The organism is Winogradskyella rapida (assembly GCF_042675845.1).
Classification (GTDB): domain Bacteria; phylum Bacteroidota; class Bacteroidia; order Flavobacteriales; family Flavobacteriaceae; genus Winogradskyella; species Winogradskyella rapida.
The window spans coordinates 27641-51550 of record NZ_JBHTKM010000017.1 but is presented as its reverse complement, the minus strand read 5'-3'; the positions used below and the strand labels follow the sequence as shown (position 1 = coordinate 51550).

24 protein-coding genes are annotated in these 23910 nt (G+C 36.2%); 12 read left to right on the top strand and 12 right to left on the bottom strand.

Going from position 1 to position 23910, the window contains the following annotated elements:
- Positions 1 to 6 precede the first annotated feature (6 nt).
- From menA to ACFQ13_RS04025, 8 genes are all read left to right on the top strand, one after another.
- Positions 7 to 912 (top strand): 1,4-dihydroxy-2-naphthoate octaprenyltransferase, encoded by a 906-nt coding sequence (gene menA / locus ACFQ13_RS04060; RefSeq protein WP_386114305.1) that lies wholly within the window; start codon positions 7 to 9, stop codon positions 910 to 912.
- A 38-nt stretch (positions 913 to 950) separates the two neighbouring features.
- Positions 951 to 1628: a metal-dependent hydrolase gene (locus tag ACFQ13_RS04055; RefSeq protein WP_386114303.1), complete on the top strand. Its 678-nt coding sequence runs from the start codon at positions 951 to 953 to the stop codon at positions 1626 to 1628.
- A 494-nt stretch (positions 1629 to 2122) separates the two neighbouring features.
- Positions 2123 to 3238: a glycosyltransferase family 4 protein gene (locus ACFQ13_RS04050; protein ID WP_386114300.1), complete on the top strand. Its 1116-nt coding sequence runs from the start codon at positions 2123 to 2125 to the stop codon at positions 3236 to 3238.
- Positions 3239 to 3505: 267 nt separating this feature from the next.
- Positions 3506 to 4195 (top strand): DUF2490 domain-containing protein, encoded by a 690-nt coding sequence (locus tag ACFQ13_RS04045; protein ID WP_386114297.1) that lies wholly within the window; start codon positions 3506 to 3508, stop codon positions 4193 to 4195.
- A gap of 1 nt (position 4196) precedes the next feature.
- On the top strand, positions 4197 to 5234 hold the full coding sequence (locus ACFQ13_RS04040; RefSeq protein WP_386114295.1) for an o-succinylbenzoate synthase: 1038 nt from the start codon (positions 4197 to 4199) through the stop codon (positions 5232 to 5234).
- 1 nt (position 5235) lies between these two features.
- On the top strand, positions 5236 to 6198 hold the full coding sequence (locus ACFQ13_RS04035; RefSeq protein WP_386114292.1) for a CPBP family intramembrane glutamic endopeptidase: 963 nt from the start codon (positions 5236 to 5238) through the stop codon (positions 6196 to 6198).
- 2 nt (positions 6199 to 6200) lie between these two features.
- Positions 6201 to 7286 (top strand): AMP-binding protein, encoded by a 1086-nt coding sequence (locus ACFQ13_RS04030; protein WP_114309632.1) that lies wholly within the window; start codon positions 6201 to 6203, stop codon positions 7284 to 7286.
- A gap of 86 nt (positions 7287 to 7372) precedes the next feature.
- Positions 7373 to 9439, top strand: a complete 2067-nt coding sequence (locus ACFQ13_RS04025; protein ID WP_386114289.1) for a vWA domain-containing protein — start codon at positions 7373 to 7375, stop codon at positions 9437 to 9439.
- Between the two features lie 68 nt (positions 9440 to 9507).
- On the opposite strand, the gene ACFQ13_RS04020 is transcribed toward ACFQ13_RS04025, so the two are convergent.
- From ACFQ13_RS04020 to ACFQ13_RS04010, 3 genes are all read right to left on the bottom strand, one after another.
- Complete coding sequence (locus ACFQ13_RS04020) at positions 9508 to 10362, bottom strand: OmpA/MotB family protein (protein ID WP_114309634.1); 855 nt, start codon at positions 10360 to 10362, stop codon at positions 9508 to 9510.
- Between the two features lie 94 nt (positions 10363 to 10456).
- Positions 10457 to 11458: a glycosyltransferase family 2 protein gene (locus ACFQ13_RS04015; protein WP_386114286.1), complete on the bottom strand. Its 1002-nt coding sequence runs from the start codon at positions 11456 to 11458 to the stop codon at positions 10457 to 10459.
- Positions 11459 to 11908, bottom strand: a complete 450-nt coding sequence (locus ACFQ13_RS04010; protein WP_114309636.1) for a type I restriction enzyme HsdR N-terminal domain-containing protein — start codon at positions 11906 to 11908, stop codon at positions 11459 to 11461. It lies immediately after the preceding gene.
- Positions 11909 to 12049: 141 nt separating this feature from the next.
- Here ACFQ13_RS04010 and holA point away from each other — a divergent pair, with 141 nt between their 5' ends.
- Entirely contained in the window at positions 12050 to 13054 is a 1005-nt protein-coding gene (gene holA / locus ACFQ13_RS04005) for a DNA polymerase III subunit delta (RefSeq protein ID WP_386114283.1), read from the top strand.
- Between the two features lie 83 nt (positions 13055 to 13137).
- Here the strand turns inward: holA and ACFQ13_RS04000 are convergent, their stop codons facing one another.
- From ACFQ13_RS04000 to ACFQ13_RS03965, 8 genes are all read right to left on the bottom strand, one after another.
- Positions 13138 to 14112, bottom strand: coding sequence for a permease (locus ACFQ13_RS04000; RefSeq protein ID WP_386114280.1), 975 nt, complete (start codon positions 14110 to 14112; stop codon positions 13138 to 13140).
- Positions 14105 to 14512: an OsmC family protein gene (locus tag ACFQ13_RS03995; RefSeq protein ID WP_386114277.1), complete on the bottom strand. Its 408-nt coding sequence runs from the start codon at positions 14510 to 14512 to the stop codon at positions 14105 to 14107. The genes ACFQ13_RS04000 and ACFQ13_RS03995 overlap by 8 nt, the downstream gene beginning before the upstream one ends.
- A gap of 6 nt (positions 14513 to 14518) precedes the next feature.
- Positions 14519 to 14755, bottom strand: a complete 237-nt coding sequence (locus tag ACFQ13_RS03990; RefSeq protein WP_386114274.1) for a thioredoxin family protein — start codon at positions 14753 to 14755, stop codon at positions 14519 to 14521.
- A 53-nt stretch (positions 14756 to 14808) separates the two neighbouring features.
- Complete coding sequence (locus ACFQ13_RS03985; RefSeq protein WP_386114272.1) at positions 14809 to 15093, bottom strand: ArsR/SmtB family transcription factor; 285 nt, start codon at positions 15091 to 15093, stop codon at positions 14809 to 14811.
- Between the two features lie 190 nt (positions 15094 to 15283).
- Positions 15284 to 17590: a multicopper oxidase domain-containing protein gene (locus tag ACFQ13_RS03980; protein WP_386114269.1), complete on the bottom strand. Its 2307-nt coding sequence runs from the start codon at positions 17588 to 17590 to the stop codon at positions 15284 to 15286.
- A 1-nt stretch (position 17591) separates the two neighbouring features.
- Complete coding sequence (locus ACFQ13_RS03975; RefSeq protein ID WP_386114266.1) at positions 17592 to 18050, bottom strand: DUF305 domain-containing protein; 459 nt, start codon at positions 18048 to 18050, stop codon at positions 17592 to 17594.
- 277 nt (positions 18051 to 18327) lie between these two features.
- The gene (locus ACFQ13_RS03970; protein WP_386114263.1) at positions 18328 to 18987 is read right to left on the bottom strand and encodes a response regulator transcription factor; all 660 of its coding nucleotides are present in this window, start codon (positions 18985 to 18987) and stop codon (positions 18328 to 18330) included.
- On the bottom strand, positions 18971 to 20698 hold the full coding sequence (locus ACFQ13_RS03965; protein WP_386114260.1) for a sensor histidine kinase: 1728 nt from the start codon (positions 20696 to 20698) through the stop codon (positions 18971 to 18973). Before ACFQ13_RS03965 ends, ACFQ13_RS03970 begins: the two co-directional genes overlap by 17 nt.
- 322 nt (positions 20699 to 21020) lie before the next feature.
- Here ACFQ13_RS03965 and ACFQ13_RS03960 point away from each other — a divergent pair, with 322 nt between their 5' ends.
- From ACFQ13_RS03960 to ACFQ13_RS03950, 3 genes are all read left to right on the top strand, one after another.
- Positions 21021 to 21197, top strand: a complete 177-nt coding sequence (locus ACFQ13_RS03960; RefSeq protein WP_386114258.1) for a hypothetical protein — start codon at positions 21021 to 21023, stop codon at positions 21195 to 21197.
- 176 nt (positions 21198 to 21373) lie between these two features.
- Positions 21374 to 22360, top strand: a complete 987-nt coding sequence (locus ACFQ13_RS03955) for a LamG-like jellyroll fold domain-containing protein (RefSeq protein ID WP_386114255.1) — start codon at positions 21374 to 21376, stop codon at positions 22358 to 22360.
- A gap of 311 nt (positions 22361 to 22671) precedes the next feature.
- Positions 22672 to 23052, top strand: a complete 381-nt coding sequence (locus tag ACFQ13_RS03950; protein WP_386114253.1) for a Fur family transcriptional regulator — start codon at positions 22672 to 22674, stop codon at positions 23050 to 23052.
- Between the two features lie 83 nt (positions 23053 to 23135).
- Here the strand turns inward: ACFQ13_RS03950 and ACFQ13_RS03945 are convergent, their stop codons facing one another.
- On the bottom strand, positions 23136 to 23909 hold the full coding sequence (locus ACFQ13_RS03945) for a DUF2490 domain-containing protein (protein WP_386114251.1): 774 nt from the start codon (positions 23907 to 23909) through the stop codon (positions 23136 to 23138).
- Position 23910 lies beyond the last annotated feature (1 nt).

The window sequence follows — 23910 nt, the reverse complement described above, 5'->3', positions numbered from 1 at the left end:
ATGGTGATGAATAAAATAAAACCGTGGCTTTCTGCCATGCGATTAAGAACATTACCGCTTTCTGTTTCAGGAATCATCTTAGGAAGTTGTTTTGCCTTTTATAATGGGAAATTTAATGGGCTTGTATTTGCACTAGCTTTATTGACCACTATTGCCTTACAGGTGCTATCTAATTTAGCAAATGATTATGGTGATGGGGTTCGTGGGACCGACAATGATGAGCGTTTAGGGCCTCAGCGCGCTATTCAAAGTGGGGTTATAACGCCTCAGCAAATGATGAACGCTATACGATTAAATATCGCTATCGTGATTGTGGTCACCCTCTTATTGCTTTATGTGGCTTTTGGGGCGAATCAGTTTGTATACGTCTTGTTATTTACAGCATTAGGAGGCTTATCAGTCTATGCGGCCTTAAATTATACCATGGGTAAATCACCTTATGGTTATCGGGCACTTGGAGATGTGTTTGTATTTATTTTCTTCGGATTGGTAAGTACCATAGGGACGTATTTCTTATATGTACAGCAAATTGATCATTTGGTCTTATTACCAGCTGTAGCTTTAGGCTTATTAAGTGTAGCCGTTTTAAATCTTAATAATATGAGAGATTTAGAATCAGATACAAATGCTGGGAAAATAACTTTGGCTATAAAATTGGGTAAAAAAGGGGCTAAGCGCTATCATTTCGCTCTTGTCCTTGGAGCCATGTTTCTGATGGTTCTATTTTCAATTTTGTACTATGTAGAGCCTTATAATTTCTTATATCTCATTGGCTTTATACCTTTAATTAAGCATCTTAATAATGTAAAGAAAGCAGAGCAGGCCGATGATTTTGATAGTCAACTAAAGGTGGTTGCTTTATCTACATTTCTAATCGCTGTATTTTTAGGAGTTGGGTATATTTTATATTAATTTTAAAGTGTTTTGTTAAGCAGATAAATTTTAATTTTATGAAAATTACATTTTACGGTCATGCCACATTAGGCATTCAGATAAAAGATATAAATCTCATTGTAGATCCTTTTATAACAGGAAATGATAAAGCCTCTGCTATCGATATTGATAGCCTTAAGGCGGATTATATTTTGGTAACCCACGCGCATCAAGATCATATTTTAGATGTTGAGGCTATTGCTAAGCGTACTGGAGCGGTTATCGTTTCTAATTTCGAAATTATTTCTTACTACCAGAATAAAGGCTTAGAGGGACACCCAATGAATCATGGAGGGTCTTGGGATTTTGAATTCGGAACGGTGAAATACGTTAATGCTATCCATACCTCTTCATTTCCAGATGGCGCTTATGGCGGACAACCAGGCGGATTTATTATAGAAGGCGAGCATAAAACCATCTATATTGCAGGTGATACGGCCTTAACTATGGATATGAAATTAATTCCGATGCAAACCCAATTAGATTTAGCCATTCTGCCTATTGGTGATAATTTTACAATGGGGGTAGATGATGCTATTCTGGCGAGTGATTTTATTGAATGCGATAAAGTATTAGGTTACCATTTTGATACCTTTGGTTATATTGAAATTGATCATGAAGAGGTCAAACGTAAATTCTTTGATAAAAATAAAGACCTTATGCTTTTAGATATAGGAGAAAGTATGGAGCTCTAAGATTGTGGATTTTCCTTTTCGTTGGAAAGACGATAAGGGAAAACGATTTCTAATAAAAAGACGATAGGCTTAAAAAGTAGATAGAATCATAATTTGTGTTCTAGAAGCTTCTTTTAAGCCTTTTGTTTGTTATACAGCTTTCAATTTCTTCCTTTTTTTATAGACTATTGTGTCGATGACATAAGACGATAGTTGAAGGTTTACCTAATATTTTATTTTCCCTACGTAAAAACATAAGCCTTATAGTTAATTTTAGCAGCACTTTTTAAGGCTGTGATGTCAGAAGTTTCTACGCATTTCAAGCCTATTTCAAACTCAGTATCAAAATACAAGGATTTGGAACTTTTAAATGTTGCATTGTTATGATTTCTAGTTATTTATAGTTAATTTAGAGGAGGCTGTCAGATTGCGTTTTCAATGCGCTGTATGCTATAAAGTCTTCATGGATTAAACTTTAATCGCTAAAGAAGACTAGAATTCTAGGGGATGTTATTATGAAAATTGTGCTATTAGCAAGGTATTTACCTGCGGAAGGTTCTACAACTCACATGTATTCCGTGGCAGAGAATCTTGTGGAGCGTGGGCATACCGTTTATATGCTTTCGAGAGGGCCGGGGAAGGATGCTAGTGCCATGCAACTTTACCATCAGACCAAATCACGCGGAGTTAATTTTATCACCTTACCATTTCCGCTTTACAACAAAATCAACCTAATAACGCAGTTTAATCAGCTATTGCATTACCTGTTCGCTATTCCAATTGCTTTATTTTACTTCTTTAAGTTAAAGCCAGATGTTATCCATGCTCATTATCCTGTAACCACTTATTTAGCTTCGATTTATAGAAGTCTTACGGGGAAGAAATTTATTGTCACCTATCATAATATGCATATTCCTAAGCATTTGTTGAACAGGAAAGCGGACTATGCCATTGCAATTAGTAGAGAGTTAGAAGAAGATTTAGTCGCTAATTACGGCTACCAAAAGACTGAAGTGGTCCGGATTTATAATGGCGTTAAAGATCGGAATTGTATTTTGACGCCGCAGGAAATTCAGGATTTAAAAAAAGCCTATCATATCCCATTAGAGCCAATGCTATTTGGCTTTGTAGGAAGCTTAAACCATAGAAAAGGAATCGATATATTTTTAAAAGCAATGCAGCGTTGCGCACATCTCAATGTACATGGCGTGATTTTAGGAGATGGAAAAGATAAAGCTATGGAGAACTTTGTAAGGGAACATCATTTAGAGGAGCGCTTAACATTTATTCCTTTTAGAGATCCTTCTGATATTTATAATATGATGGATGTATTAATTCTTCCCTCTCGGGTAGAAGGGTTTCCTTTAGTTCCTTTGGAAGCGATGATGATGAAAACACCTGTTATTCGGTCTAATATTGAAGGGGCAAAGGATCAAATTCAGGATGGTGTCAATGGGTATTTGTTTGAATCTGAAAACGACGACGAATTGGCTAAGATTATTGAACATCTAAGTTCAGATCCTAAACGATTAATACTTTTGGGAGAACATGCCTATGCACATGCTAAACGTCATTTTTCTGAAGATATGATGGTAGACAAAATGTTGAAGGTTTATCAATGCAGCTTGTAGTGTCTTCTCAATACTGCCCATAAAGACCCCCACATAGTGGGTAATGACTAATGGTGTATTGCATGAATGAAATTAGGAGTTTACATGAAGGCAATTATGAGGTTTCCTTCAACATAAAACTGTATTTCTATTCGCTTGTAAGTCCTATTTTAGCCTGTCAAAGGCACTTAAAAACAAATTTAAATTCAGACTATTTTTTTAGAATAAATTAGCGTTTAGATACGAGGAGATGTGTATTTTTATGCTTTAATCTAAGACAACAAATCAATGAAATTAACCCGTATTTTATGGCTTTTATGCTTAAGTGTTTCTGGTCTATATGCCCAAGTCGATGAGTCTCAGACAGGCAGTTGGTATATGTACTTTTATAAACATCAGTTTAAAGAAAGTGCGTGGGGTATTCAAGGTGATTTTCAATATAGAGATTGGCAAGGACTCGGTGATATGGAGCAATTATTACTTCGTTCAGGACTTACCTATACGCCCAAAGAAACCAACGTAAAATTTACTTTAGGTTACGGGCATGTAACAAGTGGTGCTTTCGGCGAGAGTTCTGCGACCGCTGTGGAACATAGAATTTATCAAGAAGCATTATTACCTCAGAAATTAGGAAATAGAGTTTACTTAACCCATCGTTTTCGTTACGAACAACGTTTTGTTGACGATCAAGATTTTAGAACGCGTTATCGTTACAACCTTTTCCTTAATGTGCCTTTAAATGCTAAAACATTAGATCCAAAAACCATTTATGCTGCCTTATATAACGAGATTTTTATAAATGGAAATACCGATATAGGGGATGGCAACACAGTAGAAATTTTTGATAGAAACAGAACTTACTTAGGGCTTGGTTATGTCTTAAATCCCAATATAAGATTTCAATTAGGGTGGATGAACCAGAAGACCGTAAATTGGGGTAAAGGCCAATTACAACTAAGTATGCACCATACCATATAAGATGATAAAAGCAACATATAAAAAATACATTCTTAATTTTAATCGGCCTAGTGGTACCTCTCGTGGGGTTATGACCGAAAAAGAAACCTGGTTCATCACCTTAGAAGAAGGGGATCGCAGCAGTGTAGGAGAATGCGGAATTTTAAGAGGATTGTCTATTGACGATCAACCTTATTATGAAGAAAAACTTCAATGGGCCTGTAAGCATATAAATTTAGGTTTAGAGGCCTTGTTGGCTGAATTATCAGCCTATCCGAGTATTCAGTTTGGCTTAGAGACGGCTTTTAAATCTTTAAAGAGTCCGAAGCCTTTTGAACTTTTTCCTTCAGCTTTCACCGATGGATCTGCCGCAATTCCTATTAATGGATTGGTGTGGATGGGAAGCGAAGCTTTTATGCGAAGTCAAATTAAAGACAAGATTGAAGCCGGTTTTTCATGTATTAAATTAAAAATTGGAGCTATTGATTTTGATACCGAATTGGCCATATTAAAATCTATTCGTCAGGAGTTTTCTGTGGATGACATCGAATTACGCGTAGACGCTAATGGTGCTTTTGCGCCAGATGAAGCTTTAGAAAAATTAAAGCAATTGTCGGAGTATCAATTGCATTCTATAGAGCAACCTATTCAACCTGGGCAATTAGAAGCAATGGCAAAATTGTGTGAGGCAACACCGTTACCTATTGCTTTAGATGAAGAGTTAATTGGGGTCTTTGCAAATAGCGATAAAGAAAAGGTCTTAGACGTTATTCAACCTCAATATATCATTTTAAAGCCGAGTTTAGTAGGTGGTTTTAAAGGAAGTGAAGCGTGGATTGCACTTGCAGAATCTCAGAACATAGATTGGTGGATTACGAGTGCATTAGAAAGTAATGTAGGACTCAATGCTATTGCGCAGTGGACGTATTCACTTCAAAATCCACGACCACAAGGCCTAGGAACAGGGAGTTTATTTAGTAATAATTTTCCTTCGCCGTTAAGGGTAAATAACGGTACTTTGCATTACGATTTAAAATATAATTGGAAATTTAATTTATAATATGGGTTATATAGAACAAGCCTACAACGTGCTTCATGAATGGTGGAGATATTTCATTGGTTTAATTTTAATTTTTGTCTTTTGGCAGATTATAGGAATGATTCCTTTGCTTATTTTTATTGGCATAGAAGTCATGAATGGCGCCGATTTAGCGATGGCTACAGATGTAACACAAATGGCAAAGTTACTCGGGAATAATGTATTCCTGTTTTTAATGCTCTTGTCCTTTGCTATAGGACTCGTTGGAATTATAGTTTCGGCTAAAGTGATCCATAAACAATCCTTTTTAAAATTAACCACATCACGATCTAAAATAGATTGGAAGCGTGTAGGATTCATCTTTGTAATTTGGGGAATCTTCTCAATAGGAAGTACATTTTTATCGTATTATTTGGCACCAGAAGATTATGTCTATAACCTAGACGTACAGCCCTTTATCATTTTGTGTTTAATCGCCTTTATTTTTATGCCCTTACAGACCAGTTTCGAGGAGTATTTACTAAGAGGTTACCTTATGCAAGGCTTCGGTGTTTTACTAAAAAATAGATTAGCCCCTTTGATTATCACCTCAGTGATTTTTGGATTATTGCATGGTTTAAATCCTGAAGTCGATAAATTAGGACCTATAATAATGGTGTTTTATATCGGTACCGGACTGTTGTTAGGGATTATGACCTTGATGGATGAAGGCTTAGAATTAGCCCTAGGATTCCATGCCGCTAACAATATTTTCGTCGCTTTACTAGTAACCTCAGAATGGTCGGCCTTACAAACAGATGCCTTATTAACTTCGGTAGCAGATCCTAAAGAGATGGCTTTTTCTGAAATCGTTGCCCCTGTTTTAATTGTTTATCCTATATTGTTATTGATTCTTTCAAAAAAGTATGGTTGGTCCAATTGGAAAGAGAAATTAACAGGAAAAGTACAAGTACCAGCAAAAGAAGATTATAAAATAATAGAGTAATTATGACACCAACATTCGACAAAGTACATAATCGTTTTAAATTTAACGGGCTTCATTTTACACATGAAGAATTAAAAGAAGTGGCATACAGTCTTATTAAGGAAGGACAGCCTTTTGAAAAGGAGACGGGTGATTTTCTAATCGATTGGTTAGATCGTAAAGATCATATCTACGTTAGCACTTCGGGCTCTACCGGAAAGCCAAAAGAGATTAAATTACAGAAACAAACCATGGTCAATTCCGCCATTGCTACAGGTAATTTTTTCAATTTAGAACCTGGGGATAAAGCGTTACATTGTTTACCGAGTCATTTTATTGCGGGTAAAATGATGTTTGTAAGAGCATTGGTTTTAGGCTTAGAGATTGATTTTGTTGAGCCTTCTGCTCATCCTATTTTCGATTACGAGAAAACCTATGATTTCTGTGCTATGATTCCGTTGCAACTCAAGTATACTATTGGGCACGTTCATAATATTAAGAACATAATTGTAGGGGGCTCTAAAGTGACAAAACCTTTAGTAGAAAAGATTAAGCACTGTGAGTCTAAGTTTTTTGAAACCTATGGTATGACGGAAACTGTAACACATGTAGCCTTACGACAGTTAGAATCTTTAGCCGGAGAACGAGAACCTTATTTCAAGGCTTTAGAAAACATTACCTTTAAAAAAGATGATAGAAATTGTTTGGTGATCCACGCGCCTAATTTGGTCGATGAGGATCTTGTAACAAACGATCTTGTAGAATTACATTCAGACACGAGTTTTCAACTTATAGGGCGTTTTGATAACGTTATAAATTCTGGTGGTGTAAAATTATTCCCAGAGCAAATAGAAGAAAAATTACAGCCTATTATTTCGCAACGTTTTATTGTTGCTGGTGAAGAAGATGGAACATTAGGAGAGAAATTAATTCTTATTATTGAAAATCCAACGGATCCTTTAGAGGACATTAAGACGTCTATTAAGAACTTAAAAACCTTAGATAAATTCGAGGTTCCGAAGAAAATTTATACTTCTGAAAAATTTGCTGAAACCGTCAACGGAAAAATTCAACGTAAAAAAACGCTACAAACCGTTTTAGCACGTTAACTCACTGAAGGGTTCACTTCACTCATTGTAGATTTTTCATAGTAGCATTTATTAATAGGTTTACATAAACTTATAAATCGTCTATTATGAAAAATCTTACACTTATTTTTTGCCTCATGTGGTCCTTATGTCAGGTGCAGGCACAGCAGAAAAACATTACAGGTACTGTCACATCAGTATCAGATGGTCTTCCATTGCCTGGCGTTAGTGTTATTATTAAAGGGCAGACCGTCGGTGCGCTTACTGATTTTGATGGCCATTATACACTTAAAGCTCAAGTAGGAGACCTCCTTGTATTCAGTTATGTGGGTTTGAAAACGGTTAGTGTAACCGTAGGAAACGCAACAGTTATAGATGTAGCTTTAGAGGAAGATGTTCAGTTAGATGAAGTCGTTGTTATAGGCTATGGAACACATGTTTCTCGCAGTTATACCGGTGCTGCTAAACAGATTAGAACACGAAAAAACAACCAACGTCACCGAACACATTCTAAAATCGCTCAACAACTTAAAGGGCAGGTTACAGGTGTTCAAATTAGAGGTGTAGGGTCTGTAAATCATAAAGATCCCTTATATATTATTGATGGTGTTCCGGTACAAAAAACATACAATACGTTAGTCGATAGTATTGACCCAAAATCTATAGAACATATCAATGTTTATAAAGGTAACGAGGCGCTATCAATGTTTGGATTGTCTGCTAAAAATGGTTGTATTGTAATTACCACTAAAGGCGGAAACTACCGTATAGAAAACAACGAAAATTACGCGAATATTACAGAAAATGATTTCGAATCTACAGGTTTATCACCTTTATCTACCTTTTCTATAGACGTTGATAAAGCAGGTTATAGTAATGTACGCCGCATGATTAATAATGGAGAAACCATTCCTCCAGATGCCGTGAAATTAGAAGAAATGGTGAATTATTTTAACTATAACTATTCACAACCTACTGACGAGCATCCTTTTTCAATACATTCTGAAGTGGTTACAACGCCTTGGCATCAAGACACGCAATTGGTACGTATTGGACTTCAGGGAAAGACCTATGAAAATGACGACTTGCCTGCTTCTAACTTAACCTTTCTAATTGATGTTTCAGGATCTATGGGAGCCTCTAACAAATTGCCTTTATTAAAAAGTGCGTTTAAACTGTTAGTCAATCAACTTCGCGCTAAAGATAAAGTATCTATTGTGGTGTATGCAGGAGCTGCCGGTGTGGTGTTAAAACCAACGTCTGGAGATCAAAAAGAAACGATTTTGACCGCCTTAGATCAATTGCATTCTGGAGGTTCTACAGCGGGTGGAGCAGGTATTGAATTGGCTTACAAATTAGCACAATCCCATTTTAAGAAAAATGGAAATAACCGTGTTATTCTTGCTACAGATGGCGACTTTAACGTGGGAGCCTCAACTAATGACGCTATGGAAACGTTAATTGAGCAAAAACGTAAATCTGGGGTATTCTTATCCGTTTTAGGCTTTGGTTATGGGAATTATAAAGATTCTAAGCTAGAAATTTTAGCCGATAAAGGTAATGGGAACCATGCTTATATTGATAATATGCAAGAAGCTCAGAAAGTATTTGGGCAAGAGTTTGGGGGTACACTTTATACTATTGCTAAGGATGTTAAAATTCAAGTTGAATTTAATCCGAATAAAGTACAAGCCTATCGTTTAATTGGCTATGAAAATAGATTGCTTGCCGATGAAGATTTTGTTGATGATACTAAGGATGCTGGCGAATTAGGAAGTGGGCATACGGTTACCGCCTTGTATGAAATTATTCCGCAAGGTGTACCTAGTGACTATCTTAAGAATGTGCCTGATTTAAAATATACTGTGGCGGAAAATAAATCGGATTATAACGACGAGTTGTTTACGGTGAAATTTAGATACAAGAAGCCTAATGAAAACAAAAGTATTGAAATGGTGCACGTACAAGCCAATGCCTTAGACAACATCTCCACGGATATGCAGTTTGCTTCTGCTGTAGCATTATTCGGAATGCAATTACGAAATTCTAAATACGATAACGATGCTACAATAGACCAAGTTTTAGCCTTGGCAGAGAAAGGTAGAGGAGAGGATCATAACGGTTATAGAGCTGAGTTTATTAGGTTGGTAAAATCTTATGAGCTCTTAAACTAAGCTTATAAAACAAGAAAAAGCCCAATGCAAAACATTGGGCTTTTTTATTTTAAAATTTTGACTGCTTTTTATTTTTCAGACAAATTCTTCATTTCATTTTCAACCATTTCGTAGAATTGGTCAATTTTTGGCATTACAACAATGCGTGTACGTCTGTTTTTAGCTTTATGCTCTGCCGTATCATTTTCTACTAATGGCACATAGTGGCTACGTCCAGCAGCAATTAATTGTTGTGGGTTAACTTCTAAGCTTTCTAAAACTCTTACTACAGAAGTCGCACGTTTTACACTTAAATCCCAGTTATCCACTAATGGTGGTTTGTTGTAAGGTACGTTGTCTGTATGAGACTCTACCATAGCTTCAAAATCTGGCTTGCTATTAATAACCTTAGCAACTTTAGCTAATACTTCTTTAGCTCTAGTAGTTACGTTGTAGCTTCCGCTTTTAAATAAAAGTTTATCAGCAATAGAAATAAAGACCACACCTTTTTCAACATTAATCTCAATATCTGGATCGTTGATTCCAACGGCCTTTTTAAGACTTGTTACTACAGCAAGGGTTACACTATCTTTTTTCGTTAAAGCATCTTGTAATCTCGTAATTTTTAAATCACGTTCTTTTAAGCTTTCTAAAGATTTTTCCAGATTTTCAGAACCTTTTTTCGTTAAGATGGTTAAATCCCCTTTGGTGTCAATTAAATCTTGATTAGCTTTACGTAAATCGGCAAGCTGATCTTTCATCGTTTCTACACGCGCATTGGCCGCAGCAACATCAGAAAGGCAACTATTTAATTTAACGGTTGCTGTATTTAATAAATCTTCGGTTTTTTGATTTTTTTCTTGAAGTGCAGCATACTCTTTTTTCGACACACAAGAGGCCAAAAACAGCATAGAACATACACCAAATAACATTAATTTTTTCATAATTGATTTCTAGTTTAAAAAGTTAATTTTAACCTAACAAAATTATGCAAAAGAATAACGGCGCACACATGGATTAACAAAAACTTTAACAGTTTTATAAACAATCAAAAGTCCGTTTCTTTTTTATGAAATAAGACCATACAATAGACTTAGAATGGTAGTAACCATCACGCTTTGGTGCTGATTTTCTAAATTTTATAAGTCGAGGTAATTGAAGGTAAAAGGCAAAATGAGCTCTTAATATGGCTAAAAAAAACAAAGGCTTTAATTGGACTAAAAAGCGAAGCGCCGCCACGCCATCTAAAACCATTCTAATAAAGACTTTAAGCCATACCTGAGACGCTGCATTTTTTACTAAGGTAAAGAGGCTATTTCTGAAATTAAGAAAGATTTTCTTAGGATTGTCGGTCTTTAGGGTGGCACCACCGACATGATATACAGTTGAATGGCCAATATATCTAATTTGATACTGCTTATTGTAGGCGCGCCAACACAAATCAATTTCTTCCATATGCGCAAAAAAGCTTGCATCGAAACCGTCTAGTGCTTTAAAAACCGCATTCCTAATAAACATGCAGGCACCAGAGGCCCAGAAGATGGAAGCCTTGTCATTATACTGGCCTTGGTCTTCTTCAAGCGTATCAAAAATTCGTCCACGGCAATACGGATAGCCATAGGCATCTATAAAACCACCGGCCGCACCGGCATATTCAAAAGCAGAAGGTTTTTTATAATCTAATATTTTAGGTTGAATGATGGCGGTAGCTTCATGGCTGTTAAATTCTGTCACTATAGGATCGAGCCAATTTTCAGTAACCTCAATATCACTATTCAATAAACAGAGTAGGGGCGCATCAAGGTTTTTTAAGGCTTCGTTATACCCTTTAGCAAAACCAGCATTTTCACGATTCTGAATCAGCTGTACCGTTGGGAAATTAGACCTTACAAAGGCTACGGAATCATCTGTAGAGGCATTGTCTGCAACGTAAATTTGGGCGTCTTTTGAGTGCTGTATGACTGAAGGTAAAAACTGTTCTAAGAGGGTTTTTCCATTCCAGTTTAAAATAACAACGGCAATATCTTTGGTTTGTAGCATTTAATTTAGAGTATAATCAGGGATGTCCATTAAAAAGGCATACTGTTCGTTAGCCATATCCATTTCGCAATAATAATGGTTTAAACCATTGGTCACCATCAAATATTGGGCGTTGAGCACCATATTATATTGCGCAATTTGATCGAAAGTGTTTTGGTTTATGGTAATACTATGCGCTTTACATTCTACAATTAAGAAAATGCTTCCATCGGGATTGAAAATAACAATATCGTAACGTTTTTTTAAGCCGTTAAGATTCAGTTCCTTTTCAACATTAATTAGAGATTTTGGATAGTTTTTGACATTCATTAAATAATGAACGCAATGCTGTCTTACCCATTCTTCAGGTTGAAGAATGATGAATTTTTTACGAATCACATCAAAAATAGAAACTTTATTTTCTGTACTTTTGAAGCGGTATTCAAACTTTGGAAAGTTGAGTTCTTGCAACACTTAGAATAGCTAATTTTCTTCAAAGTTACAGCAGAATAGTACAAATCACAATATTCAATTGGTAAAATCTAAGGATTTCCTAGCTAGGGCATTGATAAGAACAAAAATTGAATTATTTAACTTGGTATTTTTTACAATTTGGACGAAATAAAACAACTAGTAGCCGCGATAAAAAAGGGAGACCTTAAGCCCATTTATTTCTTAATGGGAGATGAGTCTTATTACATTGATAAAGTGTCAGATTTTATTGAAGACACGGTATTAGATGAGACCGAAAAGGGCTTTAACCAAATGGTGCTTTATGGTCGCGATGTGACGATAGATGATATTGTTAGCAATGCAAAGCGTTACCCTATGATGGCAGAACGTCAAGTGGTTATTGTAAAAGAAGCTCAAGATTTAAGTAGAACCATTGAGCAATTGGCTAAATATGCTGAAAATCCACAACCAACGACCGTTTTAGTTTTAAATTATAAGTATAAGAAACTAGACAAACGTAAGGCGTTATATAAGGCATTAAAAAAAGTCGGTGTTGTTTTTGAAAGTAAAAAGCTTTACGAAAATCAGGTTGCCGATTGGATTAGACGTGTCCTCGCAGGAAAAAATTACGAGATTTCTCCAAAAGCAGCACAGATGCTCGTAGAATTTCTGGGTACGGATTTAAGTAAAATAGATAATGAACTTAATAAACTTAAAATTGTTTTACCTGAAGGGACTCAGATTACGCCCAACCATATAGAGGAGAATATTGGGATTAGTAAGGACTATAATAATTTTGAGCTCCGTAAAGCCGTTGGGCAACGGAATATTGTGAAAGCTCATCAAATCGCTAAATATTTTGCTGAAAACCCGAAGGACAATCCTATGGTGGTTTCGGTGTCTTTATTGTTTAGTTTTTTCTCTCAGTTATTACACTTACACGGTATGTCTGATAAGAGTCCGCGATCTGTAGCCTCAGCTTTAAAAGTGAATCCTTATTTTGTAAACGAATATCTTGAAGCTTCCAGAAACTACCCTATGAAAAAGGTAAGTTATGTTATTGAAGTGCTTCGAGAGTTTGATGTAAAAAGTAAAGGTGTGGGGTCTTATGCGGTTTCTCAGGGCGACTTGCTCAAGGAATTACTCGTTAAAATTTTGGGCTAGAACAGGATTTAATAGACTTATTACTCATTTCAAAAGACCTTATTGTCCGTTAGCATTTATACTGTTTCTATAATTCATGAGTCTTATAGTAGAAGATTAAATAAGAATCCTGAAAAAATAATAGCCAGTGTTATGACACCGAAAAAAATGGCGATCAGTTTTAAGGACATCACTTTTTTTAATAAGGTGGCTTCCGGAATGGATAAGCCAACGGTTGCCATCATAAAGGCAATGGCGGTACCTAACGGCACTCCCTTTGCAACAAAAACATCTATAATAGGTACAATTGCTGCGGCATTAGCATACATGGGTACTGCAATAAGTACGGCAAGGGGAACGGTCCACCACTGGCCACCACCGAGATACTGACTAAAAAAGTTTTTAGGAACAAAGCCATGCATCGCGGCCCCAATAGCAATACCTATTATAACGTAAATAAGCACATCTTTAACAATACTCCAAGCACCACGACCTATTTCAGGCAAGCGTTGGTAGAAGGTACGCGTTTCCGTTTCATATAAATTTTGTTGGGTATTCTGGTTTAAAATTTGTTTTACCCAATCTGATAGTAAAGGTTCTAAATGTAATTTTCCAAGAAGCCAGCCGCCTAGTGTACCTAATAAAATTCCTGATAAAGCATAGATTAAAGTAGCTTTAAGTCCGAACATTCCTATAAACATAGCAATGGCAACTTCATTAACTAAAGGCGAGGTAATTAAAAAAGAAAAGGTAACTCCTAAAGGAATTCCACCTTGTACAAACCCAATAAATAGCGGTACAGAAGAGCAAGAACAAAATGGAGTCAAGGCTCCAAAAATAGAGGAGAAGACGTATTCTAAGCCAAATAGTTTTGTGTTTTGAAGGTAGTTTTTAAGCCGTTCCACAGGGAAGTAGGCATTTACAATCCCCATAAAAAATACAATGACAAATAAGAGGATTAATATCTTTAGGGTATCGTATACAAAAAAATTAAGGGCCGTTCCTAAATGGCTTTCAGGAGCAATATTAAAAATGCTGTAAATAAGCCAATCTGCAAAATTTTGTAGCCAATTAAACATTTGCTGTTGTTTTAATAGTGCCTATTATGGCGCACGATTGTTCTATTGTATTGTAAATAGTGCCATGTTTTTCAATGTTCTTCTTTAAAAGTGGAACATTCAATCTGTCATCATTACTGTATAGGGTTAACTCATAATTGATCTGGTCCATTCTAGGGGGATGCTCTAGTCGTGTCGCTTGGACTTCAACGCTTGCTTTGGTATAAGAAAAATTCATCATGGCTGAAAAACGCTCTACATTTTTAAGCATACAGGCGCTGAAAGCTGCTAAAAATAATTCCGCAGGGTTTGCTAAGGTTTCTGAGCTCTGAAAGGTGGTTCCAAAAGTGATCTGCGATTGTTTAATCTGAATCTCCCCGGCTTTATTAGCAAGGGAGGTTGCTTTAATTGAATACGTCATTTTAGATCATATTAAAAGGGCTAAAACTTCATCTTTAGAAGGCACTCGGCCTTTTATGGTAATGGCATCATCGATAACTAATGCTGGAGTCGTCATGATGTTGTACTTCATAATGTCCATCATATCTTCAACTTTTTCAATGCTGGCATCGATGTTATTTTCAGTAATCACAGTTTGTACGACCTTAGTCATAGATTGGCATTTTGGACAACCGGTTCCTAATATTTTAATAACTCTACTCATGATGTTTTAAATTTTTATTTCAGGTAAATTATACGTTTGTTTTATAGCAGGTTTCAACTAAAAAATTGTTGAAATAAGACTTGGGCTTGCTGCCAATGGGTTTGGTTGATGCAGTATTTTATTTTTGGCGGATTCAGTTCCCCCTGAATCAATCCCGCATTTTTTAACTCTTTAAGATGTTGAGAGATTGTAGATTGTGCGAGGGGAAATATTTCTACCAAATCACCTGTATAACAACACGATTGGTTCTCGAGATGCTTTAAGATGGCAAGTCGAGTGGGATGACTTAAGGCTTTGGCGTATTTCGCTAAACTTTCAGATTCATTTATAGTATCCATGTGGCTAAATCTCTTTACGAATTAACTATCGTAAATTTACGATGAGTAGAGCTTTAGAAACATGACTTTTGTCACGTTCGTTATCTTTTTTTAGAGAAATTTAAACCTGTTCAAGTAGCGATGAAATCAAGAAAGTAGACGAAAAGCTAACGACAGTAATAGTCGTTTTTCTTCTTGGCTTGAGGAAGTATTAAAACCGAACCAATACACCGCCACCCCAACCGTAATGATTGTGATAATTACCTTGGATAGAGAAATTTCTAGAAAGGATATAGGACAGCGCCACAAGCCATTCAGTTTCCTCTTTATAGTTTACGTCTTCCTCAAAATCATTAACCCAACCAAAATCGGTTCTATATTCATATTCACCTTCCAGAAATAGCCTTGGGAATAACAATAGCTCCTTATCTAGCCTGATCATTGGACGCAATTGATGGTCTATACTTAGATCAACATTGAACATATAAGGCGTGAAGTATTTGACACCTGCTAAACCAACGGTATTTACGTTGCCAAAGCTATCTGGACTTTCATTTTCTGCATTCACAGCAGCATATAACCGCACCCAATCGTTAAGATATCTGTTGTAGCTCACTTCAATTTCTGCATTTTCGTCATAATCAAACTCGGCTTTTAGTCCAAATTCGTTTCTAATATTACTAGAGGTTAGCGTTAGTTCATTAAAATTTGATCCTAAACGGGCCATTCCCCAATGGTAATATTGATTGGTTTCATGAATTAGGTTTTCAACAGGGTAGGCTTCCATGCGTTCATCTGTTGGTGTGTCGTAGCTAAATATACGCGTCATCCCACTCATCATATGGTATAAGACGTGACAATGGAAAAACCAGTCGCCATATTCTTCATTATAGAATTCTATAGTTAACTCCTGCATCGGAGGAACATTTACGGTATGTTTAAGGGGGGAGCGTTCGCCGTTTTTATTGATAACCCTAAAATAATGCCCATGGAGGTGCATAGGGTGGTGCATCATAGTTGAATTATTAAAGGTAATCCGGGTAACTTCATCGCTATTAATTTTGATGTTGTCCGTCTCCGCTAGTGGAACACCATTCATGCTCCAAATATATCGGTTCATATTCCCAGTAAGATTAAGCAAAAGCGTGTTCACTTTGGCTTCTTCGGGAAACGTTGTTGGGGTCTTGGCTTTTAAAAAGTCATAATTGAAATATGTTTTCCGCATTGCGTGATCAAATGTCGTAGCTTCCTTTTGCATCGTGGACTGGTGGTGCTTATGATGTTCCATGCCTGCCATCGTCATGTTTTGCATTGTAGTGGAATCTTTCATGGTTGAATTCTGCATCATCATGCTATTGTGATTCATATCCATTTTCATCCCGTATCGGTCTTTTAAGAATTGAGGATCTTTCTTTTTAAGGTTGAATACAATAGACGGCGCGCCCATTTTCATATCCATTTTTGCCATTTGTTGCATCATGGCAACCTTATCCGGTCTGTCAATAACCATTGCAGGAAGTAGGTTGCCTTCTCCCAGTCGAATAGACGTATGTCCCGAACCATCTTGTGCGGTTGCGGTAATCTCTAATGTGCCATCTGGAATTGTCACCAATACATCGTAGGTTTCAGCAATAGCGAAAAGAAATCGGTCTTTGGCTACGGGTTGCACGTCTAGTCCATCACTTGAAACAATTTGTGGATTACCAGCGCCAAAATCTAACCAAAAGTAAGTAGATGCCGAAGCGTTGATAAAGCGCAGCCGTACTTTTTCTCCAACTTCAAAATTCGGATAGTTGGCTGTAGCCTTCCCGTTACTTAAAAAAGAAGGGTAATAAATATCAGCAATATCTGCACCTTCCATGCGGTCTCTCCACATCTTTAGTTGCGCACCAAAGGCACCTCTTGCTATAGCGCGGCTTAAGGGGACAGCGGTTCCTTTTTTTATTTGATACCATTCATTCCCTCTTTTAAGATTTCGAAGGACGTTTTCTGGTTTTTCATTGGTCCAATCGGATAAGACTACGACCAATTCTTTATCATATTCTAAAGTTTTTTCCTTGGGCTGGATAACGATTGAACCGTACACGCCTTTTTGTTCTTGAAGCATGGTGTGCGAGTGGTACCAATAGGTGCCTGTTTGGTTTATGGGGATTCTATATTGAAATGTGGTACCGGGTTTTATAGGTGGCGTGGTTAAATAGGGAACGCCATCATAAAAATTAGGAAGGATAATGCCATGCCAATGCACAGAGGTTTCTACATCCATATTATTTGTGACATTAATAATAGCAAGATCGCCAATGGTAAACTCTAATGTTGGTGCAGGAATCCCGCCATTAACCGTCATCCCATCCGCAGTTACGCCAGCAAGTGTGACCTCATCTTGATTTATAGTTAAATTGTAGGTCTTTATTGGTCGTCCTTCTTCGGATCGGTCGTCTCCATTTGTTCCTATTTGAGCAATGACACTATTGTTGTTTAAAACAAGAAGTACAAGGATTATGATGTTTCTTAGCATTCTATTTTTCGTTTTCAAGTCGTTGAATCATTTTCTTCATCTCGGCAATTTCTCTTTCTTGCGCTTTTATAATATCCTCTGCTAATTTTTTGACTTCAGGATCTTTAATATCGGCTTTATTACTCGTTAAAATAGCGATAGAGTGATGCGGAATCATGGCTCTCATCCACTTGATATCATCAATAGGAATTTGTTGTCTAACCAAATAGGTTGGGATTATCATGAGCAGTATGCTCCCAAGAACAAGAGCTCTATTTTTACCTTTATCGTTGTACATGTTACGCATAAACAAAAACATAATAAGAGCCATTCCACCAATCCCAATGAGGGTCATATAGAATCTAGTCCAACTAAAAAAGACATGACTAAATTCATAGGTGTTAAAATACATAGTGATGTACATTGATACTGCCGAACAAAGGAGCATGAGAATAAATTTCGTATAATTTGAAGTGTTCATTTTATTGAAATTTTAAAGGTTGATACACAGGGGGTAAGTGTACGATTGGAAATCATCGTCTACAGGTAATTTAACAAATTAATGCCGAATAAACGAATGGAAAGGGTAGAAGTTAGGGATGTATGTCTTGAACGCTAACTAAAACATCGGCGTCGGAAGACCATGGTCATTTTGCTAAAAGCGCTTATTTGACCTTAAAAAATTAAAATGTGAACTTGGTTTAGCTTGCTTTTCGGTGAAGCCGATTGTTGTTGATTTAGAATTGTGACTCAAAGGCCTAATTCCAAAATTTCTTAGAGATTTTAAAACTTTTTTTATCAATAAAAACCCAATTTGTATCTTTTTTGGTCACGAATTCTGGATTAATGGCTTCACTTTTATTAATGCGTTTAAAATGACTTTCAGGGAGTTGTGTTTCTAGCTTTGCAAAGGTGGTTCTTAACAACATAGAGGAAGTTCGCGTAAAATGTAAGGTGATATATACGCCTTCAGATTCGGCATATAAAAATTCCGACATATTAAGATGATATTCCGTTTTACCAACGTTTAGCGTAATGTTTTTTGTTGTGGTATGGGCCAATGCTATTTTCATAGCTGTAATAACATTGGTTTCTTGTACAGGTTTAGAAATATAGGCGCTAGGAGCCGTTTGTAATACCTTTGCTAAGGTGGCATCGTCTGTAGAGGCGGTTAAGTAAATAAAAGGAATGTGATAAGTTCTATTAATTTGCATGGCAACGTCAATACCGCTTTTACTTTGGTTTAAGGTAATATCAATAAGCGCTAAGTCTATAGGTTTAGAGGCTAAGCATTGCAAGGCTTCATCATAATTCTTAACCACTTCAACCGTATTGAAGTGTTTCTCTATCATTTTTTTTATAGAATATGCAATAAGCATTTGATCTTCTACAATAAGGATATTAGCTGTTTTTGGCATAAGGAATAGTGATGAAAAATGTACTTTGTTCTCTTGTATAGCTTGCAGATATTTGGTTCAGCATACCTTCTACAATATAAAGCCCCATGGCTTCAGAATTTTGAGGTGTTGGAAATTCAGCTCCATTATCTTTATAAATAACCTGTATGTTTTGGTCTTGTAAACTAATGTTTAAGTTCAGCGCTAAAACCTTAGCATTACTGGGTTTGGCATGCTTAATTGAATTGGTAATAAGTTCGTTTAACACCAAGCCAAAAGGAAGGGCAATATCAACCATGAGTTCTACTTTAGAGGCCTCAATGTCGTAACTAAAAGGTTTAGTCGTGGCAGAACGTTTAGTTTCAAAAACCGTTTTGGCATAGGTTTCCATATTCACAAAGGATTTCTCTGCCGTATCAAGGTCGTATGAAAAAAGTTGATGCCCAAGCGCTATGGTATTAACACGATCGTGAAGTTGCTTAATCTGCTCTTCCGTGGTTTTATTGCTTTCTTGACCCTGAATTTCGATTAAGCTCAAAATTACAGCCAAATTATTTTTAACCCTATGATTGATTTCGTGAATCAGAAAGGTTTTATCCTTAACCGTTTGTTCTAGCTTTAAAGCCTCTTTTTCAATGATGAGTTTTTGTCGGTCCGTTTGCTTTTTTCTTTTGATTTCTTGAATTAAAAAAGCTAATAAGACAAGGGCTATGATAAAAATTAGAAGAAGATTTTTGTAGAGGGTTTTATTTTCTGTTACGACCTTTTCTTTTTCAATCTGCTCTTTTTTTAGTTCAAAATCTAAAGTTTGCTCATTGATTTTAATTGTTTTTAGATTAAAATTGTGCGCTTTTTCATAGTCTACAGCTGTTTTGTAGTAATATAAGGCCGAGTCTAGCAATTGTCGGGCTTCAGAAGCTTCACTTTTCATTTTATAACTCGTCGATTTAATTTCGAGATAATCGGTGTTCTTAATATGATTAAAGGCCGAGTCTATATAGATGTTAGAGAGCCGTTCCTGATCTAATTTTTTATAGATCCCACTGAGGTTTAAGTATAAGTAAGTAACGCTTATTTTGTTGTTTAGCGCTTTTCCCACAGCGATGGCTTTATTGTTTAACGCAATAGCCTCGTCGTAATTTTTGTGGTCTGAATGGTAAAAAGCGAGGAGAATACCGGCCTCAGAGCTTTTACTAAGATTGTGCTGCGCTTCTGCAAATTCCTTAGCTTTTAGCGCAAGGTGATAAGATTGTTCTTTTTTATCTTGAACCCGATACCATGAAGACATCCGTATTAACCATATGGCGTAGTACTTGGTTTTAATACGCTGGTCTTTATCGATATAAACTTTTGCAGCACTAAGATCATCAAAAGACTTTTGGAACTCCTCTAAAATTTCGTAGATCAGTGCACGCTGAATTAATAAGCTTGTGAGATGGTAAGGCGTTAAATGATTTTCTGATAATATTTCATTAGAAAGGGCTAGTCCTTCATCTAATAAATTGGCATCTACGAGCGCCTGTACTTTTAAGACCTTCAAGTTCTCAATTTCACTTGTGCTATACCCATCCGGATTATTAGCCAGTACAACATTGATCTCATCTAAGAGCTTGGCATGCTCATGATAAAATACGCGTTTTTCAATCGTTTTATAAAATTCATCATAGTTGCTGTCTTGCGAAAAACCGCAAAAGGAAGAGAGTAGTGCTATGAGGATTAAAAAAACTTTCAAGTAGGCTTTATTGCTTAACGGTTTGGGTTATTTATTGGTTTTTAAGGCCTTGCATTTAAAGTATACCGCATAATGTTGGGTGTGGAAAAGAACCTCTAAAAATGTGTCATACTTTAAAGTTAGCAAATTTACCATTTTAATGACACGGTAAAATTGTAGCGTCAAGTTTTCATATCAAAAAATATAGGTTTTGTATCATTTGTTATATTTTGAAAGTAAAATTTGAAGACAAAGACTAGATTTGGAGTAGCATAAACGAAGTGACAACGCCTAATATCTATAAAAGGTGTTACTTTTTTAAATACCGATTAAATTGAAAAAAATGACCCAAATCTTTTTTATTTCGATTGTTAAAGCTCTGAAAAATTCTTCAGAATCTTTAACGCAATTTCAAATAGGAGAACTTGACGACCAATCTATAAGCGAACCAACGCTTCAATTATTCTTAACGCATAGTCTTAATCTTAAGACCAAAACGGACCTCACGTTAAGTTCCTAATCTTAAATCTCATTTCCAATATTTTGTACGTCTTATAAAAGATGTGGGTAGACTATTAATCGGGTTCTATTCGCCTCAGTCTTTTGATGTCTCATGCTCATGAAACGCTTCTGTTTTATGTAGCTCAACACGTAAACAATTAACTCTAATTATAACTAAATTTAAAAATTAAAATTATGAAACATTTCTACTTAACAACCTTTTTACTGATTTCTTTTTTTTCGTTAAAGGCCCAAAACAACGCTTTAAATTTTGATGGTAATGACGATTATGTTGAGTTTCCTAGTGATGCCATTTTCGATATTACCTCTGAAATTTCTCTGGAAGCTTTTGTTTATCCTACGCAATATGCCAACGAGAACTCTATCATTACCAAATATGGAGATGTAACGTACCAAGATTCTTATCTCTTAAGACTTCAAAACGGTATTCCTACGTTTCATCTTAAAATTGTAGGATTGGGTTGGACCCAAGTTGATGCTACAGACGTTGTAAGTTTGAACACTTGGACGCATATCGCTGCGGTTTATGATGGGGCGACTATGAAAATTTTTGTAAATGGGGTTTTAAGCGCCTCAAAACCACAAACGGGATCGATAACCGTTAGTTCTTCAAAATTAAAAATAGGAAAATGGTCTGCTTCGGATGCTTTTCATGGGCATATAGATGAAGTAAGACTATGGAATATAGCCCGTACAGATTCTGAAATTTCACAACATTATACCACGGCCTCTACGGGTACTGAAACCGGATTAATAGGGTATTATACTTTTGACCAAGGGACCGCAAATGGCGATAATACAGGAGTAACGACGTTAACCGATGCTTCAAGCTCAGGTGTAGATGGAACTTTATATAATTTTGAATTAACCGCAACAAGCTCTAACTGGGTTGGAGGTGTAGAGGTTGCTACATTGTCTTTAGACGATCAGTTAACGCCAAATACGCCTAGCATTTCGTTATATCCTAATCCTGTTAGTGATTATATTCAGGTTTCAGGAATGACAGCTAATGAACGTTTTTCAATTTACAATATTTTAGGGTCTAAAATGTTTCAAGGGACGGCGTCTAATAACGATAAAATTGAGGTTTCTAATTTTCCAGACGGTTTATATATTATAAAGTTTGAAAATGGGAATACTATAAAATTTACCAAACGCTAAATAGGGGATTACGCGAATGTAAAAGGCCTTCTTAGCAATTTTTAAGAAGGCCTTTTTTTGTTTGAACCGAAAGTTGACATCATGGTTCTTATATGGTTGAGTTAAACATGGAATAGGAGGTCTATTCGTTAAGAATGCTAAAAATCAATAAGCTATATTCGGAATTTGAAGAGGAATTATTTTTCGTTTAGGGTTTCTGAAGGTGTAAAATAGGAACCGTATAAAGCTTACCCTTTTAAAGCTTTCGGATAGATGTAAAAAAGGACTCAAATAATTTGTAAATGCGGCTTAGTTGCATTAAATTAGTATTTATGGGAATAATTAGAAAAACAAAATCGGTAGCTGCTGTACTTCAAATTTTTGAAGAACAAGAAGATGCGCAATCCGTTGTTCATCTCATAGAATTGCTGAAAGATGAGATGAATAGAACCACGGTTTATCGTATTTTAGATCGGCTTGAAAAAGATGGAATAATTCATTCGTTTAATGGAAAAGATGGATTAAGATGGTATGCGAAATGTCATGGCTGTGATTCTAAACATCACGTAGATGCCCATCCGCATTTTCAATGTACGGAATGTGATAAGGTGGAATGTTTATCTCTAGAAATTGAAATTCCACAAGTTAAGAATCATAAAATTGATTCTACAGATATTCTTTTAATGGGACAATGTGAAGCTTGTAGACACTAAGCTTTTAGTCCGTAAGCTTATAAATAGTATAGGGCGTTTGATTAAAAATCAAACGCCCTATTTTTGCTTTAGATGTTCTTCAATTATTTACGTTTAAAAGGGTTTATAAGTAGCACATCAAAGGCAATATAGTGCACATCAGTTAACGATGTTGTCCCTATAAGATCGGTCATATAGCCAACATTTAGAACGACTTGCGGTTGGGATAAGGCAACGGAATAATAAAAACAAAAGCGGGTATCTTGATATTTAAAGGTGCTCCATTGATTGGTTTTAGTTGTGGCATATAAGACCTCGGCTGTAGTTATAAATTGCTGTGTTTTTGACGAATTAAGAAAGAATGAGGCTTTAGCGCGTAAACGCGATCTAAGCTGTGTGTTTTTAGAATAAGGACTAAAGTCGGGATTATAAAAAAAACGAAGTTCGGGTCTAAAACTCAAACCATAATTAAATTTCCCTACCGAATTATGATAAGAAAATCGGCTGTAAGCTCTTAATTCTTGACGTGCGTCAGGGGAACTTTGGGCATAGGGCGGTGTGCTGTTGTATTGGTATTGATAGCGATAACTTAAGGCAGCTGCGTAGGACCAATTTTTATGAAATCGGTGTGTAACTTCTTGATTAAACACATAAATTGCAGGTTTTTCAAAGCCGTTGTAACGGTCTGGTGTGCTTATGCGTCCTAAGCCTAAGTAAGTTTTAGAGCTTAGTGTTCCGCTTTTATTAAGCGGTTGTTTTAGACCAAGAGCAAACCAACTTGCGGTATGAGCTTCGCCCAATCCTGGTGGAGAGAATTGAGCAAAGCCCTTGAAAATAAAGCTAATTACCAGTAGGGGCGTTAAGATAATTCTTAGCATT

Bases quoted from the DNA above. Each gene is read 5' to 3' on its own strand.
- menA (WP_386114305.1), top strand. From the start codon at position 7: ATGAATAAAATAAAACCGTGGCTTTCTGCCATGCGATTAAGAACATTA.
- ACFQ13_RS04055 (WP_386114303.1), top strand. From the start codon at position 951: ATGAAAATTACATTTTACGGTCATGCCACATTAGGCATTCAGATAAAA.
- ACFQ13_RS04050 (WP_386114300.1), top strand. From the start codon at position 2,123: ATGAAAATTGTGCTATTAGCAAGGTATTTACCTGCGGAAGGTTCTACA.
- ACFQ13_RS04045 (WP_386114297.1), top strand. From the start codon at position 3,506: ATGAAATTAACCCGTATTTTATGGCTTTTATGCTTAAGTGTTTCTGGT.
- ACFQ13_RS04040 (WP_386114295.1), top strand. From the start codon at position 4,197: ATGATAAAAGCAACATATAAAAAATACATTCTTAATTTTAATCGGCCT.
- ACFQ13_RS04035 (WP_386114292.1), top strand. From the start codon at position 5,236: ATGGGTTATATAGAACAAGCCTACAACGTGCTTCATGAATGGTGGAGA.
- ACFQ13_RS04030 (WP_114309632.1), top strand. From the start codon at position 6,201: ATGACACCAACATTCGACAAAGTACATAATCGTTTTAAATTTAACGGG.
- ACFQ13_RS04025 (WP_386114289.1), top strand. From the start codon at position 7,373: ATGAAAAATCTTACACTTATTTTTTGCCTCATGTGGTCCTTATGTCAG.
- ACFQ13_RS04020 (WP_114309634.1), bottom strand. From the start codon at position 10,362: ATGAAAAAATTAATGTTATTTGGTGTATGTTCTATGCTGTTTTTGGCC.
- ACFQ13_RS04015 (WP_386114286.1), bottom strand. From the start codon at position 11,458: ATGCTACAAACCAAAGATATTGCCGTTGTTATTTTAAACTGGAATGGA.
- ACFQ13_RS04000 (WP_386114280.1), bottom strand. From the start codon at position 14,112: ATGTTTAATTGGCTACAAAATTTTGCAGATTGGCTTATTTACAGCATT.
- ACFQ13_RS03995 (WP_386114277.1), bottom strand. From the start codon at position 14,512: ATGACGTATTCAATTAAAGCAACCTCCCTTGCTAATAAAGCCGGGGAG.
- ACFQ13_RS03990 (WP_386114274.1), bottom strand. From the start codon at position 14,755: ATGAGTAGAGTTATTAAAATATTAGGAACCGGTTGTCCAAAATGCCAA.
- ACFQ13_RS03985 (WP_386114272.1), bottom strand. From the start codon at position 15,093: ATGGATACTATAAATGAATCTGAAAGTTTAGCGAAATACGCCAAAGCC.
- ACFQ13_RS03980 (WP_386114269.1), bottom strand. From the start codon at position 17,590: ATGCTAAGAAACATCATAATCCTTGTACTTCTTGTTTTAAACAACAAT.
- ACFQ13_RS03975 (WP_386114266.1), bottom strand. From the start codon at position 18,050: ATGAACACTTCAAATTATACGAAATTTATTCTCATGCTCCTTTGTTCG.
- ACFQ13_RS03970 (WP_386114263.1), bottom strand. From the start codon at position 18,987: ATGCCAAAAACAGCTAATATCCTTATTGTAGAAGATCAAATGCTTATT.
- ACFQ13_RS03960 (WP_386114258.1), top strand. From the start codon at position 21,021: ATGACCCAAATCTTTTTTATTTCGATTGTTAAAGCTCTGAAAAATTCT.
- ACFQ13_RS03955 (WP_386114255.1), top strand. From the start codon at position 21,374: ATGAAACATTTCTACTTAACAACCTTTTTACTGATTTCTTTTTTTTCG.
- ACFQ13_RS03950 (WP_386114253.1), top strand. From the start codon at position 22,672: ATGGGAATAATTAGAAAAACAAAATCGGTAGCTGCTGTACTTCAAATT.
- ACFQ13_RS03945 (WP_386114251.1), bottom strand. From the start codon at position 23,909: ATGCTAAGAATTATCTTAACGCCCCTACTGGTAATTAGCTTTATTTTC.